The organism is Ruegeria sp. G12, assembly GCF_056533565.1.
Genome location: NZ_JBQFOO010000001.1, coordinates 44,041 through 58,882, shown reverse-complemented (window position 1 = coordinate 58,882; position 14,842 = coordinate 44,041). Strand labels below are relative to the sequence as shown.

At 62.1% G+C, this 14,842-nt stretch carries 12 protein-coding genes; 6 read left to right on the top strand and 6 right to left on the bottom strand.

Features of this window, described 5'->3' with window-relative positions:
- Positions 1–14 precede the first annotated feature (14 nt).
- A complete protein-coding gene (locus ACR0JN_RS00250) occupies positions 15–446 on the top strand; it encodes a DUF1489 family protein (protein ID WP_480883332.1) in 432 nt (143 codons plus the stop codon).
- On the opposite strand, the gene hisG is transcribed toward ACR0JN_RS00250, so the two are convergent.
- Genes hisG through hisS form a run of 3 tightly spaced genes read right to left on the bottom strand, consistent with a single transcriptional unit; the run spans position 443 to position 3,708 of the window.
- Positions 443–1,132: an ATP phosphoribosyltransferase gene (gene hisG, locus ACR0JN_RS00245; protein WP_480883330.1), complete on the bottom strand. Its 690-nt coding sequence runs from the start codon at positions 1,130–1,132 to the stop codon at positions 443–445. The genes ACR0JN_RS00250 and hisG overlap by 4 nt on opposite strands.
- The gene (locus ACR0JN_RS00240; protein WP_480883328.1) at positions 1,129–2,217 is read right to left on the bottom strand and encodes an ATP phosphoribosyltransferase regulatory subunit; all 1,089 of its coding nucleotides are present in this window, start codon (positions 2,215–2,217) and stop codon (positions 1,129–1,131) included. Before ACR0JN_RS00240 ends, hisG begins: the two co-directional genes overlap by 4 nt.
- A gap of 3 nt (positions 2,218–2,220) precedes the next feature.
- Positions 2,221–3,708: a histidine--tRNA ligase gene (gene hisS, locus ACR0JN_RS00235; RefSeq protein ID WP_480883326.1), complete on the bottom strand. Its 1,488-nt coding sequence runs from the start codon at positions 3,706–3,708 to the stop codon at positions 2,221–2,223.
- Between the two features lie 124 nt (positions 3,709–3,832).
- Between hisS and ACR0JN_RS00230 the strand changes: the two genes are divergently transcribed.
- The gene (locus tag ACR0JN_RS00230) at positions 3,833–4,027 is read left to right on the top strand and encodes a SlyX family protein (protein WP_480883324.1); all 195 of its coding nucleotides are present in this window, start codon (positions 3,833–3,835) and stop codon (positions 4,025–4,027) included.
- A 4-nt stretch (positions 4,028–4,031) separates the two neighbouring features.
- Here the strand turns inward: ACR0JN_RS00230 and ACR0JN_RS00225 are convergent, their stop codons facing one another.
- The 3 genes from ACR0JN_RS00225 to dnaE all read right to left on the bottom strand — a co-directional run bounded on the left by ACR0JN_RS00225 (position 4,032) and on the right by dnaE (position 8,202).
- The gene (locus ACR0JN_RS00225) at positions 4,032–4,394 is read right to left on the bottom strand and encodes a hypothetical protein (protein ID WP_480883322.1); all 363 of its coding nucleotides are present in this window, start codon (positions 4,392–4,394) and stop codon (positions 4,032–4,034) included.
- Positions 4,395–4,402: 8 nt separating this feature from the next.
- Entirely contained in the window at positions 4,403–4,615 is a 213-nt protein-coding gene (locus tag ACR0JN_RS00220; protein WP_480818623.1) for a YMGG-like glycine zipper-containing protein, read from the bottom strand.
- Positions 4,616–4,701: 86 nt separating this feature from the next.
- Positions 4,702–8,202, bottom strand: coding sequence for a DNA polymerase III subunit alpha (gene dnaE, locus ACR0JN_RS00215; RefSeq protein ID WP_480883320.1), 3,501 nt, complete (start codon positions 8,200–8,202; stop codon positions 4,702–4,704).
- Positions 8,203–8,544: 342 nt separating this feature from the next.
- On the opposite strand from dnaE, the gene xdhA reads away from it, so the two are divergent.
- Genes xdhA through ACR0JN_RS00195 form a run of 4 tightly spaced genes read left to right on the top strand, consistent with a single transcriptional unit; the run spans position 8,545 to position 14,790 of the window.
- Positions 8,545–9,942, top strand: a complete 1,398-nt coding sequence (gene xdhA / locus ACR0JN_RS00210) for a xanthine dehydrogenase small subunit (protein ID WP_480883318.1) — start codon at positions 8,545–8,547, stop codon at positions 9,940–9,942.
- On the top strand, positions 9,939–12,356 hold the full coding sequence (gene xdhB / locus ACR0JN_RS00205; RefSeq protein ID WP_480883316.1) for a xanthine dehydrogenase molybdopterin binding subunit: 2,418 nt from the start codon (positions 9,939–9,941) through the stop codon (positions 12,354–12,356). The genes xdhA and xdhB overlap by 4 nt, the downstream gene beginning before the upstream one ends.
- The gene (xdhC, locus tag ACR0JN_RS00200; protein ID WP_480883314.1) at positions 12,341–13,276 is read left to right on the top strand and encodes a xanthine dehydrogenase accessory protein XdhC; all 936 of its coding nucleotides are present in this window, start codon (positions 12,341–12,343) and stop codon (positions 13,274–13,276) included. Before xdhB ends, xdhC begins: the two co-directional genes overlap by 16 nt.
- Entirely contained in the window at positions 13,273–14,790 is a 1,518-nt protein-coding gene (locus ACR0JN_RS00195; RefSeq protein ID WP_480883312.1) for an ABC transporter ATP-binding protein, read from the top strand. Before xdhC ends, ACR0JN_RS00195 begins: the two co-directional genes overlap by 4 nt.
- Positions 14,791–14,842 lie beyond the last annotated feature (52 nt).

Genomic DNA, 14,842 nt, shown 5'->3' with positions numbered 1-14,842 from the left:
TCTGTGGGAAAGCTGTGGATAAGTACATAAACCTCATCAAACTGTCGGTCGGTTCAGAAAGCGTCGAGACGCTGATCGCGTGGCAGGACAGCCGCAAGCCGCTGTACGAGGACGGCTGCCCGCGCCACGTCACCCGCATGTGGCCCAAGCGCGAGGCCGAGATTCTGAACGGCGGGTCGATCTACTGGGTCATCAAGGGTGTCGTACAATGCCGCCAGCGCATCCTGCGGCTGGACGAAGTACGCGGCGAGGACGGCATCCGCCGCTGCGCCATCGTGCTGGACCCCGAAGTTCACCGGACCCAGAACGCCCTGAAACGCCCGTTTCAGGGTTGGCGCTATCTAAAGCCCGAGGATACGCCTGCCGACCTACCGAAAACCCGCGAACAGGACGACGCCCTGCCCGACGATCTCAACCGCGCGCTGGCCGAGATCGGGGTGCTTTAACTCAACCGATCCAGCAACTGGTTCAGAACCGCTTTATCAGCCGGATCACATTTCGCCACCCTACTGCGCCACAGCGTTGCCTGCGATTGCAGGATCAGCCCGTCCGACAATATTTTCAGGTGGTTCGCGCGCAGGGTTTCTCCGGTCGAGGTGATGTCGGCAATCGCCTCGGCGGTTTCGTTCATCACGGTGCCTTCAGTCGCGCCCTGACTGTCGACCAGAGTGTAATCGGCGACGCCCGCATCGGCCAGGAACTCGCGCACCAGCCGGTGATATTTGGTGGCGATCCGCAAGCGGTGACCGTGGGTTTTGCGAAAGGCTGCTGCCGCCGCATCCAGATCGTCCAGCGTATCCACATCGACCCAGCAGGCGGGCGCAGCGATGATTAGGTCGGCCTTGCCAAACCCAAGCTGCGAGATTTCTTCGACCTGCTGCTCCCAGCGCGGCAGTTTTTCGTGCACCAGATCAATGCCGGTCACGCCCAGATGAATACGCCCCGCTGCCAGTTCGCGCGGGATTTCCCCGGCGGACAGCAGGATCAGCGAAACGCCGTCGATTCCCTCGACCCGGCCCGAATATTCCCGGTCCGATCCGCTGCGCGACAGGGTGATGCCGCGCTTTTCGAACCAGGCGAAAGTCTTCTCCATCAATCGGCCTTTTGAGGGCACGCCCAGTTTCAGGCTCATAGCGCGTCCTCCTCGATCTCGAGCATCAGATCCGGGCGGATCACACCACCGATAGCGGGAATCTCGGCGCCCTCGCCCAACTGCCGGGTCAGCGCGTCATAGCGCCCGCCGGTGGCAATGGGCGGCAGATCGGGGCGGCGCTCGGCGTAAAAACCAAACACGAAGCCATCATAATATTCCATCGAGGTGCGGCCGTAAGAGGCTTCGAAATCCAGACGGTCCACATCGACACCGCGCGCCTGCAAAGCGGCAATCCGTGCCTCGAGCCGGTCCAGCGCCGGGGTGATCTGGGGCAGGTCCACGGCCACGTCCCGCAGGTGCTCCAGCGCGAAGGGCATAGTTTCGCGCACGTTCAGCAGCGTTTCGAGCCCCGCCAGTTCGTTGTCGGAAATCGCTGGCGTGTCGCGGTCTTCGCGCAACGCCTCGATCCGCGCTGCGATCTCGGGCGTGCGACGTTTGCCGATCATTGGGAAATCGAAGGCCATCGGGTCGGCGGCGTCCAGCAGGGCATCGCGCCCCTCCGGGGCCGTTTTGCGCCCCGCGAAACGATCCAGCAGCAGCCGGAACCGGCGCGGACGCCACAGGTGCCGCATCAGCGCGGCCTTGCGGCGTTCGGTCGTGTTCAGGCCCGCCACCGCCGCCGTCAGAATGCCAATATCGCCGGTCGCGGCCCGCAGTGGCAGGCCACGCAGTTGCAGCGCGAAAAGCGAGAAGACCTCGGCATCCGCCCCGGCGGGATCGTCGCGGTCAAAGACCTCGTATCCGACCTGAATGTACTCGTTCGAGCGATCCGGATCATGCTCCTGCCGCCGGAACACTTCACCCGAATAGGTGTAGCGCGCGGGCTCGGCCCCCTCGCGCATGTGCATCTGCACCACGGGCAGGGTGAAGTCGGGGCGCAACATCTGCTCGCCCCGCAGCGCGTCCGAGGTCACGTAGGCGCGGGCACGGATATCCTCGCCGTAGAGGTCCAGCAGGGTGCCTGCAGGTTGCAGCAGAGGCGTGTCGACCACCTGCGCCCCCGCCGCCTCGAACCGGACACGCATCATCGCGGCGCGAGCCTGTATCTGGGAACGGTTGGGCATAGGTCAGTCCTGACTGTCCAGAATTTCACGCACCTTGGCGACCAGGTCACCGCGCGGCACTTCGAACTGGCTGGGGCGCTCTTTCCATTCCTCCAGCGTCGCGCTTTCGGCGATCTTGGCGCCAAGGATCAGGTCCTTGATCTGCACGATCCCATTGGCTTTTTCGTCGCCGCCTTCGATCACCGCAATCGGAGAATTCCGCTTGTCCGCGTATTTCAGCTGATTGCCGAAGTTCTTCGGGTTGCCCAGATAGACCTCGGCCCGGATACCCGCGTTGCGCAGTTCGGCAACCATGGCCTGATAGTCGGCCATCCGGTCTCGGTCCATGACGGTCACAACGACGGGGCCTGTCGCTTGCGAGGTTATCCGGCCCTTCTCACGCAAGGCGGCCAGCAGGCGGTCGACGCCAATTGAGATGCCGGTCGCGGGGACTTCCTGCCCGGTGAACCGCTTGACCAGATCGTCATAGCGCCCGCCGCCCGAGACCGATCCGAACTGCCGCTTGCGGCCTTTTTCGTCGAAAATCTCAAAGGTCAGCTCGGCCTCATAAACCGGCCCGGTGTAGTAGCCGAGGCCACGCACGACCGAGGGGTCAATCTCGATCCGATCCGCGCCATAGCCGCCAGCATCCAGCAGAGCACCGATCTGTTCCAGCTCGGCAATGCCATCCGCGCCGATCTTGCTGTCGCCCACCGCAGCACGCAGGTTGGACAGCGTTCCAGCGGTATCCGCAGCCTTGGAGGTCAGGAAAGCAATCACCGGCTCGGCCTGATCGTCGCTGAGGCCCACACCGTCAATGAACGCGCCCGAGGCGTCCAGACGGCCCTTGGTCAGCAACTCTCGCACCCCGGCCTCGCCCACCTTGTCGAACTTGTCGATGGTGCGCAGGACATTGTCGCGGGCGGCGGCGTCTTCGCCCAGCCCCATCGCCTCAAGCACGCCATTCAGAACCTTGCGGTTATTGACCCGCACCAGATAATCGCCGCGCGGGATGCCCACGGTCTCAAGCGTGTCCGACAGCATCGCGCAGATCTCGGCATCCGCAGCCATCGAGGCCGTGCCGACCGTATCCGCATCACACTGATAAAACTGACGATACCGCCCCGGCCCGGGCTTTTCGTTGCGCCAGACCGGACCCATCGCATAGCGGCGATAGGGCGTTGGCAGGTCGTTGCGGTGCTGCGCATAGACGCGGGCCAGCGGCGCGGTCAGGTCATAGCGCAAAGCCATCCAATCGCCGTTGCCACCCTCGTCAAACTCCTGCCACGCAAAGACGCCCTCGTTGGGGCGATCCACATCGGGCAGGAACTTGCCCAGCGCCTCGACCGTCTCGACCGCGCTGCTCTCCAAAGCGTCGAACCCATAGCGATGATAGACGCCCGCAATTGTCCGCAGCATCTCGGTGCGCTGCGATACTTCCTGACCGAAATAGTCGCGGAAGCCTTTCGGCGTGACGGCCTTGGGGCGGGGCTGTTTCTTGGGCTTGGCCATGTGGGGCGTCCTTCGCGGTCATCTTCCGCGCGCGGTCTATCCCATGGCCTGCATCGGGGCAAGGCAGGGTTTCACTGGCCTTGCCCGGCGCGCGCCGGTATGACCACCCGCAAAGGAGTGCCCCATGCAGCATCTGGAAGAACAGATCGCCCACCTGACCCGCACCGTCGAGGACCTGAACACGATCGTCACCCGGCAACAGAACGAGATCGACCGCCTGACCCGCCGGGTCGAGATGCTGTTTCAGCGTGAGGCCGAACGGTCACAGGAAGGATCAGGCGGGATCGTCTACGGCGACGAACGCCCGCCGCATTACTGAGCGCTTACAACCCCAGCGTCGATTTCACCGCGTCATCGACCACGCCACCCAAAAGGGCATCCTTGTCCGCCGCGCAGCCCTCGGACAAAGCGGCGATGAAGGCTTCGCGGAGTTGGGCTTTTTCCTCGTCCGTGGTCGCGTGATCTTCGATATTGATCTGTCGGTTATACAGCGACAGTGCGGTCATCTTTCCGACAACCTCCACCACAAAGGCCTCATCCCCATCCGCCTCTTCTGCAATCGAGGCGCATGTGTAGTGCATCACGGGCAAAGCGTCCTGAACCATTTGTTCGGCGGCCTCGTCGGCCAGGACCGAACCCGGCAGGGATACGCACAGGGCAGCGAATACGGGTCGTAGTGCATTCATCATCGCGCTCACTTCCAGTTATGTCCGATAATCGCCCCGGCCACGCCGCCGATGGCCGCGCCCTTGCCGTCGCCGATCAGGGCACCGACACCAGCGCCGATCAAAGCGCCTTCGATGGTGTTTTTCTTCTTTTTGTCATCCGCCAAACCGGCCGATGCCAAAGCAAGCGACGCGACAGCCGCCATCGCAACCGTTCTGAACCCGAGACCTGAAATCGTCATGTGAACACCCTCCCGTGGCTATGCCCAATCAATCCGTCTGCACCCAGCCTAGCGGGGTGCTAACCGTCTGGCAACAAAGCCCGGCGTCAGATTTCCTCGACCGAGATCACACCTTCCAGAGATTTGATCGCCCCCTTGATCTGCGGGTTGATCGGGAAGTCGTGGCCCAGATCCATCTCGACCTCACCGGGCAGGCCCGGTGCAATCAGCAGCAACTGAATCGGCCCGCGCGAGGCGTTCTTGGCCGCCTCCGCCGCATCTGCCAGAACCTTGGCAACGGTGGGCAGCGCCTGCGCTTCGTCCAGAAAGATGCGTAAGCCAGTCGCTCCGGCCTCGGCCACGACCGAATCCACTGGCCCGACAGATCGGCCCAGCAGCTTGAGCTGATCCGCCTCCATTGTTGCCTCGGCAGTCAACACCACTTGCGCACCGGTTTCCAGAAATTCACGGCTTTTCTCGAGCGTTTCCGAGAACAGCGTAACCTCATAGGCCCCTGTCGGGTCCGACAGTTGCGCAAAGGCAAAGCGGTTGCCGCGCGCCGATTTCCGCTCCTGCCGACCGGCGACAACGCCCGCCATCTTGGCAATCAGCGGGCCCGAGCGGGCCTTTTCCGTCACCTCATCCAGCGTCAGCACCTGCTTGCGTTTCAGCGCGGGCATGTAGTCGTCCAGCGGGTGGCCGGAGAGATAAAAGCCGATGGCCTTGAACTCTTCGCTCAGCCGTTCCGCAGGCAGCCAGTCGGGCGAGGGCGACAGGCGCGGTTCGGGCAGGTCATCACCCGCCTCGCCAAACAGAGACACCTGGTTCGAGTTCTTCTGGTCATGAATCGCCGCCGAATACTGCACCAGCGGGTCGAGGCTTTCGAACACCCGACGGCGGTTCTTGTCGAGCTCGTCAAAGGCCCCGGCCCGCGCCAGCATCTCCAACGGGCGCTTGCCAACTTTCTTCAGATCGACCCGGCGGGCGAAATCGAACAGGTTAACAAAAGGCTTATCCGCGCGGCCTGCGACCACAAGGTTCATCGCCTCGACGCCCACGTTTTTCAACGCGCCCAGCGCGTAGACCAGATGCTGATCTACCACGTCGAAGGTCGCCTGAGACCGGTTTACGCAAGGCGGGACGTAGGGCAACTCCAACCCCTTGCGGACCTCTTCGAAATAGACCGCCAGCTTGTCGGTCAGGTGGATATCGCAGTTCATCACGCCGGCCATGAACTCGACCGGATGGTTCGCCTTCAACCAGCCGGTCTGATAGCTGACCACCGCGTAGGCCGCCGCGTGGGATTTGTTGAAGCCGTAGTTGGCGAACTTATCCAGCAGGTTCCAGACCTCGGTCGCCTTGGCCTCGTCCACATCGTTCTCGGCAGCACCTTTGAGGAATTTGGGCCGCTCGGCATCCATCGCCTCTTGAATTTTCTTACCCATCGCGCGGCGCAGCAGGTCCGCGCCGCCAAGGCTGTAACCCGCCATTTCCTGCGCGATCTGCATCACCTGTTCCTGATAAACGATGATGCCTTGGGTTTCGTCCAGAATATGGTCGATGGACGGGTGCAGTGTGTCGCGTTGGCTCAGCTTGTTCTTGACCTCGCAGAACTTGGGGATGTTCTCCATCGGGCCGGGACGATAGAGGGCCACAAGAGCGATGATATCTTCGATACAGTCCGGCTTCATCCGCTTGAGCGCATCCATCATGCCCGAGGATTCCACCTGAAACACCGCCACTGTCTTGGCGGCTGAATAGAGTTTGTACGTCGCCTCGTCATCCAGCGGGATGGCGTTGATCTGGTTCTCGGCCCCGTCGGCGGGTTCATAAAGTTCGGTACCGTCAGCGGCCACGTGCAAGGACCGACCGGATTTGAAGATCAGGTCCATCGCGTTCTGAATCACGGTCAGCGTCTTCAGGCCCAGAAAGTCGAATTTCACCAACCCGGCCTGTTCGACCCATTTCATATTGAACTGGGTCGCAGGCATATCCGAGCGCGGATCCTGATAGATTGGGACGAGCGCGTCCAGAGGCCGGTCGCCAATCACAACCCCCGCCGCATGGGTCGATGCGTTTCGCAACAATCCTTCGACCTGCTGGCCATAGTTCAGCAACCGGTCCACAACCTCTTCGTTCCGCGCCTCTTCGCGCAGGCGCGGCTCGTCTTTCAGCGCCTTTTCGATGGAGACAGGTTTGACCCCCTCAACCGGGATCATCTTGGACAGACGATCCACCTGCCCGTATGGCATCTGCAAAACCCGCCCGATATCGCGCACGGCGGCTTTTGACAGCAACGCACCGAAGGTGATGATCTGCCCCACCTTATCGCGCCCATATTTCTGCTGAACATAGCGGATCACCTCTTCGCGGCGATCCATGCAGAAGTCGATATCGAAATCGGGCATCGAGACCCGCTCGGGGTTCAGAAACCGTTCGAACAGCAGCGAATAGCGCAGCGGGTCAAGGTCGGTGATCGTCAGCGCATAAGCCACCAGCGAGCCCGCACCCGAGCCCCGCCCCGGCCCCACCGGAATGTCGTGATCCTTGGCCCATTGGATAAAATCCGCAACGATCAGGAAGTAGCCGGGAAACCCCATGCCCTCGATGATACCCAGCTCGAAATCCAGCCGTTCCTGATATTCCTCGGGTGTCACCGCATGGGGGATCACAGCCAGACGCTTCTGTAGGCCGTCATTGGCGATGCGGCGCAGCTCGGCGACTTCATCGTCGGCGAATTTCGGCAGGATCGGATCGCGGCGATACGCCATAAAGGCGCATCGGCGCGCGATCTCAACCGTATTTTCGACGGCCTCGGGCAGATCAGCGAACAGCGTCACCATCTCTTGCTGCGACTTGAAATAGTGTTGCGCGGTCAGACGGCGACGGTCGTCCTGCTGATCCACATAAGCCCCCTCGGCGATGCAGATCAGCGCGTCATGTGCCTCATACATATCCGAGGTCGGGAAGTAGACATCGTTTGTGGCAACCAGAGGCAGGTTCTTGGCATAAGCCAATTCAACATGCCCGCGCTCGGTCAGACGTTCGGCCTCGGGCTGCCCGTCCTCGCCGGGGTGACGCTGCAACTCGATATACAGACGATCCGGGAACATCCCCGCCAGACGATCCACCAAAGCCTCCGCCGCCGGACGCTGTCCTTGTTGCAGCAACATCCCCACCGGCCCGTCCGGCCCACCGGTCAGGCAGATCAAACCGTCCGACCGCTCAGCCAACTCGTCCAACGTGACCTGCGGCAACTGCCCGTCCTTGTCCACGTACAGACAGGTGCTCAGCTTCATCAGGTTCTCATACCCAACCTCGGACTGCGCCAGCAGCACCAACGGAGCGGGCACTTTGGGCTTTTCCCCCGGCTGCGCCTGCACAAACGCCAAATCAACCTGACAGCCCATGATCGGCTGGATACCGGCCCCGCTGGCGGTCACCGAAAATTCCAGCGCCGAGAACATCGAATTGGTGTCCGTCACTGCAACTGCGGGCATCTCTGCCTTCTCGCAAAGCCCCGGCAGCTTTTTCAGCCGCACAGCGCCTTCCAGCAATGAAAATTCGGTGTGAACGCGGAGGTGAATGAATCGAGGAGTACTGCTCATACCCCCACGCTATCCCAGCCAGCGGCGCTGCAAAAGCGGGAACCGATGCCTTGGGATGCCTAAAAAATCACCTATGATTATTCGGCTTTTTCAGAAGGTGCTTCGGGGGACACTGAGCGCGTAGATAAAAAAGCGCTTTAGTTTCAAGCCGCTAAAAGTTCCACACACACAGAACATCACCCCCAACAAGGTCTAATGATACATCGCGCAGGCAGTTTTTCTTGCCAGATCAGCCGCGCTGTTTCTAACATCAACCGGCAAGCACTCCGCCCGCCACTCTTTCTACGTCGCATCGAAGGAGGGCCCAACGGGCGCAACAGGGTAACGCGACGGGTTTCTCGAATGAATATCACGTTTCTTCTGAACGGAGAGACAGTGGAGCTGGCGGATGTCGATCCGACGGCCACCCTGCTGGACTGGCTGCGCGAAGATCGCGGCCTGACCGGTACCAAGGAAGGCTGCAACGAAGGCGATTGCGGGGCCTGCACGATCATGGTCACCGAAGACGGCACGGCCAAAGCGCTGAATTCCTGCATCCTGTTCTTGCCTCAACTGCACGGCAAAGCGGTCCGCACGGTCGAGGGCGCAAGCGGCCCCGATCAGGAACCACACCCGGTGCAACAGGCGATGGTCGACCTGCACGGCTCGCAATGCGGCTTCTGCACCCCCGGCTTCGTGATGTCGATGGTCGCAGGCCACGCCAATGGCGCAACCGATCACGACACCCAGCTTGCCGGCAACCTGTGTCGCTGCACCGGCTACGCCCCCATCACCCGCGCCGCCAAAGCTGCCGAACCCCACCCCATCCCGAAATGGGTCACCAACGACCAATCCTTCTCTTGTTCAAAAATACCTCGGGGGGAGGCCGCAGGCCGGGGGGCAGAGCCCCCCTTCCTGCCCGAAACCGTCGACGAACTTGCCGCACTTTATGCCGAACACCCCGACGCCACCCTGATCGCCGGAGCGACGGATGTCGGCCTCTGGGTCACCAAGCAACTGCGCGACCTCGACCCGGTGATCTTCCTCAGCCGCTGCGACGACCTCAAGGACATCACCATCACCGACACCGAAATCCGCTTTGGCGCAATGGTCGACATGAACCGCATGGGCGCAGCGCTGGCGGACCTGCATCCTTCTTACGCCGAGATGATCCGCCGTTATGCCAGCGTTCAGGTGCGCCACGCGGCCACCGTGGGCGGCAACATCGCCAACGGCTCACCCATCGGGGACAACCCGCCCGCGCTGATCGCGCTAGGTGCAACCCTGCATCTGCGCAAGGGCGATGCCCGCCGGGCGATCCCGTTGCAAGACTTCTTCATCGGCTACGGCAAACAGGACCGCACGCCCGGTGAATTCGTCGAGGCCGTCAGCTTCCCCCGCCAGCCCGACCGGCTCAAGGTCTACAAGCTCAGCAAGCGGTTTGATCAGGACATCTCAGCCGTCTGCGGCTGCTTCAACATCACCGTCTCGGACGGCACCGTCACACAGGCGCGCATCGCGTTTGGCGGCATGGCGGGCATTCCGAAACGGGCAACCAACGTCGAGGCCGCACTGATCGGCAAACCCTGGACGCGCGAGACAATCGACGCCGCGCTACCCGCCTTTGCCGACGACTACACTCCACTCACGGACATGCGCGCCTCGGCCACCTATCGTCTGGAAACGGCCAAAGCGATGTTGGAACGCTATTTCCTCGAAGATCAGGGCGAAGTCACCAACGTATTGGAGGTGTCGGCATGAGCGTGTCCAAACCCCTCCCCCACGATGCCGCTCCGCTGCATGTGTCCGGCACGGCGCGTTATGTGGATGACATCCCGACGCCAAAGGGGTCTCTGCATCTCGCATTCGGCCTCAGCCCGATTGCCAAGGGCAAGATCAGCGCGATGGACTTGTCAGCGGTCAAAGCCGCCGATGGCGTGGTGATGGTGATGACGGCAGACGACCTGCCCTTTGCCAATGACGTCTCCCCGTCCATCCATGATGAACCGCTGCTGTCGGACGGAACCGTTCATTACATCGGCCAGCCCGTGTTTCTGGTCATCGCCACCAGCCATCTGGCCGCCCGCAAGGCCGCGCGGCTGGGTAGAATCGACTATGCCGAAGAGACACCGATCCTGACGGTCGAAGACGCTTTGGCCGCCGACAGCCGGTTCGAAGACGGCCCCCGCATCTATGCCAAGGGCGATGCCGAAGCGGCCATCGCCAGCGCGCCCCACGTGATCGAAGGCTCGTTCGAACTGGGTGGGCAGGAACATTTCTATCTGGAAGGTCAGGCCGCTCTGGCCGTGCCGAACGAAGGCGCGGATATGCTGGTGCACAGCTCGACGCAGCACCCGACCGAGATACAGCACAAAGTGGCCGATGCGTTGGGCGTTCCCATGCACGCCGTGCGCGTCGAAACCCGCCGCATGGGTGGCGGTTTTGGCGGCAAAGAAAGTCAGGGCAACGCTTTGGCCGTTGCCTGCGCCATTGCTGCCCGCGCCACCGGCAAAGCCTGCAAGATGCGCTATGACCGCGATGACGACATGATCATTACCGGCAAGCGCCATGCTTTCCGCATCGCCTACAAGGCCGGGTTTGATGAACATGGACATATTCGGGGTGTTTCCTTCCTGCACTACGCGATCTGCGGCTGGGCGCAGGACCTGTCCCTACCCGTCGCCGACCGCGCGATGCTGCATTCGGACAACGCCTATCTGCTGCCCAACGCGCGGATCGAGAGCCACCGGCTGAAGACCAACACCCAATCCGCCACCGCCTATCGCGGGTTCGGCGGCCCTCAGGGCATGGTCGGCATCGAACGCGTGATGGACCACGCCGCGCACGCGCTTGGGCTGGACCCCGTCGAACTGCGCCGCCGCAATTACTACGAGCCCGCGCATAAAGTGGCTGATCAGCCGCTGCACGAGGAACCACTAGGTCATCCCGACCCACATGAAGACCTGACAAGCCGCGGCGCAGTTGAGATGGGCGACGCGCCCGTGCGCCCTCTACCCCAAGGCGGCAACACGACGCCTTACGGTATGGAGGTCAGCGATTTCGAGCTGCACGGCATGACCCAAGCGCTGCTGACATCCAGCGACTATGCCGCACGGAAAGCCGCCATCGCGAAGTGGAATGCCGAGAACAGCGTGATCAAGAAGGGCATCGCTTTCTCCCCCGTCAAATTCGGGATTTCCTTTACGCTGACCCACCTCAATCAGGCGGGCGCTCTGGTGCATGTCTATCAGGACGGCTCGGTCCACCTGAACCATGGCGGCACCGAGATGGGACAAGGCCTGTTCCAGAAAGTCGCGCAGGTGGCCGCGTCGCGTTTTGGCATCCCGCTGGAGATGGTGAAGATCACCGCAACGGATACGGCCAAGGTGCCGAACACCTCGGCCACGGCTGCGTCATCCGGAAGTGACCTGAACGGCATGGCCGTAAAGGCGGCCTGCGATACGATCCGCGATCGAATGGCGGACTATCTGGCCGAGCGCCATCAGGCCAATCCGTCTACGATCACCTTCTCCGATGGCCATGTTTCGGTAGGCGCGGAACGTTACAGCTTCGCAGAGGCCGCAGCACTGGCCTATCAGGGCCGCATTAGCCTGTCAGCGACAGGCTTCTACAAGACCCCCAAGATCGAATGGGACCGCATCGCAGGTCGGGGCCGCCCTTTCTTCTACTTCGCCTATGGTGCCTCGGTCACCGAGGTCGCCGTGGACACGCTGACGGGTGAAAACCGCATCCTGCGCACCGACATCCTGCATGACGCAGGCGCATCGCTGAACCCGGCGCTGGATATCGGGCAGGTCGAAGGCGGTTACGTGCAAGGCGCGGGCTGGCTGACAACCGAGGAGCTGGTCTGGGACGACAAGGGCAACCTGCGCACGCACGCGCCTTCGACCTACAAGATCCCCGCCTGCTCGGACCGGCCCGACATCTTCAACGTCGCGCTCTGGGACGGCGAGAACCGCGAGGATACGATCTATCGCTCGAAAGCAGTGGGCGAGCCGCCCTTCATGCTGGGCATATCGGCGTGGTTGGCTTTGTCGAATGCGATCGCCACCTGCGGCACTGCCTACCCGGCGCTGGATGCTCCTGCCACGGCTGAAGAGGTCTGGCGCGGCGTCCAAAGGATGAAGGGAGGCATCTCATGGGATTTGACCTAGAGGCTTTGAGGGAGGCGGTCAAGACCCACGGGCGCGTAGTCCGGGTGGTTATCGCCGGAATCAAGGGATCGTCCCCCCGCGAAGTTGGCGCTGCGATGCTGGTTTGGAAAGATGGCCAAAGCGGCACTATCGGCGGCGGTACACTGGAATTTCGGGCGGCGCAGACAGCGCGGTCACAGACCGACCCCGCCCGCCTGACTCATCACGCACTTGGCCCCGAAATGGGGCAATGCTGCGGCGGGGCGGTGTCTTTGCTGAGCGAGGTCTATGACCTCGATACCCTGAATGCACTGGACGACACGATGATTGCGCGTTCGGCGACAGATGGGGATATGCCCCTGTCGGTCAAACGCCTGCTGGCGGCAGCGCGCGGTCAGGGAATCGCGCCTGAACCGCAGTTGGTCGATGGCTGGATGGTGGAACCGGTGCACAAGCCTGCGCGCAACCTCTGGATCTGGGGCGCGGGGCATGTGGGCCGGGGGCTGGTCGATGTTCTGTCACCCCTGCCCGATCTGGCCATCACATGGGTGGATACGAGCCCCGAGCGGTTTCCGAAGGATGTTCCGGTAGATGTAACAGTCCTTCCGGCGGCAAAACCGGCGGAACTGGTCCGCCACGCCCCGCATGATGCCGAGCATCTGGTGCTGACCTATTCGCACAATCTGGACCTTGAGCTGTGTAACCGGCTGCTTTCGCATGATTTCCGCTTTGCGGGGCTGATTGGCTCGGCTACGAAATGGGCGCGATTCCGGTCGCGGCTGGCGGCCCTTGGGCACTCGCCTGAGCGGATCAGCCGGATCACCTGCCCGATCGGCGATCCCGGTCTGGGCAAGCACCCACAAATGATCGCCGTCGGCGTCGCCGCGCAGCTTCTGCGCCCGGCCCGGCAGACCGAGTTGAAGAAGGACCTGAGCGCGTGACCACTCCACTTTTGAGCCTTCAAGGGCTGACCAAGGCCTATCCCGGCGTCGTGGCCAATGATCAGGTGTCTTTCGACATCGGTGAAGGCGAGGTACACGCCCTGCTGGGCGAAAACGGCGCGGGTAAATCCACGCTGGTGAAGATGATCTATGGGCTGGTCAAACCCGACAGCGGCACGATGCTGCTGCGCGGCCAGCCTTTTGCCCCGCCTGAACCGCGCGCTGCGCGTGGTGACGGGATTGCGATGGTTTTTCAGCATTTCTCGCTGTTTGACGCGTTGAACGTCGCCGAGAACATCGCTTTGGGAATGGAAAACCCGCCCCCGATGGGTGATCTGGCCTCGCGTATCCGGGAAGTGTCGGAAACCTATGGCCTGCCGCTGGACCCCTATCGCACGGTTGGCGATCTGTCTGCGGGCGAGCGCCAGCGAGTCGAGATCATTCGCTGCCTGCTGCAGGACCCGAAGCTGTTGATCATGGATGAACCAACCAGCGTTCTGACACCTCAGGAGGTTGATATCCTGTTCGAGACGCTGAACAAATTGCGATCCGAAGGCACCTCGATCCTCTATATTTCGCACAAGCTGGAAGAGATTCGGACGCTGTGCGATCACGCCACGATCCTGCGTCTGGGCAAGAATGTGGGCGAATGTGTTCCGGCCGAGACCTCGGCGCGAGATATGGCCGAGATGATGGTGGGATCGACCCTGCAGACGCCTGAACGCTCGGGCCGTGAATTCGGTGAGATCGCGCTGGATGTCAGCGGATTGTCGGTGCCCTCACCATCCGAATTCGGGACGGCCCTCAAGAACGTCCACATGACGGTCCGGAAAGGAGAGGTTCTGGGCATCGGTGGCGTCGCCGGGAACGGGCAGGACGAATTGTTGGGCGTGTTGTCCGGAGAAATCACGACGGCTGCCGATGCGATCAAGTTCAACGGCCAGCCGATCGGGAAACTCGGACCCACTTCGCGCCGCAAGCTGGGCGTGTTGACCGCACCTGAGGAACGGCTGGGCCACGCTGCCGCGCCGGATATGAGCCTGACCGAAAACGCCCTGCTGACCGGATCGGTTCGCGAAGGGCTGGAAAGCAACGGATTCCTGAAATGGGCCGAAACCAAGAGTTTTGCTGAGAAGATCATCAGCGCTTTTGACGTCCGGACGCCGGGGCCTGAGAACGCAGCGCGCTCGCTGTCGGGCGGGAACCTGCAGAAATTCGTGATCGGTCGCGAAGTGCTGCAGAACCCAGATGTGCTGGTGGTGAACCAGCCAACCTGGGGCGTGGACGCGGCGGCTGCGGCCTCAATCCGGCAGGCCATTTTGGACCTGGCTGCCAAGGGAACTGCGGTGATCTGTATTTCGCAGGACCTCGATGAGTTGATGGAAATCTCGGACAGCTTTGCGGCCCTCAACGAAGGGCGGTTGAGCGCGCCACGCGACACCACGGGTCTGACCGTGGATGAGATCGGTCTGATGATGGGTGGTGCCCATGGGATGGAGGTGGCGCATGTGTGACGCGTTGAACCGCCTCCGGCGGCCGTATTTTGAACGAGAAGAAGACATGAGG

Coding starts and splice junctions, on each gene's coding strand:
- xdhA (WP_480883318.1), top strand. CDS start 8,545: ATGAATATCACGTTTCTTCTGAACGGAGAGACAGTGGAGCTGGCGGAT.
- xdhC (WP_480883314.1), top strand. CDS start 12,341: ATGGGATTTGACCTAGAGGCTTTGAGGGAGGCGGTCAAGACCCACGGG.
- hisG (WP_480883330.1), bottom strand. CDS start 1,132: ATGAGCCTGAAACTGGGCGTGCCCTCAAAAGGCCGATTGATGGAGAAG.
- ACR0JN_RS00240 (WP_480883328.1), bottom strand. CDS start 2,217: ATGCCCAACCGTTCCCAGATACAGGCTCGCGCCGCGATGATGCGTGTC.
- dnaE (WP_480883320.1), bottom strand. CDS start 8,202: ATGAGCAGTACTCCTCGATTCATTCACCTCCGCGTTCACACCGAATTT.
- ACR0JN_RS00230 (WP_480883324.1), top strand. CDS start 3,833: ATGCAGCATCTGGAAGAACAGATCGCCCACCTGACCCGCACCGTCGAG.
- ACR0JN_RS00225 (WP_480883322.1), bottom strand. CDS start 4,394: ATGAATGCACTACGACCCGTATTCGCTGCCCTGTGCGTATCCCTGCCG.
- xdhB (WP_480883316.1), top strand. CDS start 9,939: ATGAGCGTGTCCAAACCCCTCCCCCACGATGCCGCTCCGCTGCATGTG.
- hisS (WP_480883326.1), bottom strand. CDS start 3,708: ATGGCCAAGCCCAAGAAACAGCCCCGCCCCAAGGCCGTCACGCCGAAA.
- ACR0JN_RS00220 (WP_480818623.1), bottom strand. CDS start 4,615: ATGACGATTTCAGGTCTCGGGTTCAGAACGGTTGCGATGGCGGCTGTC.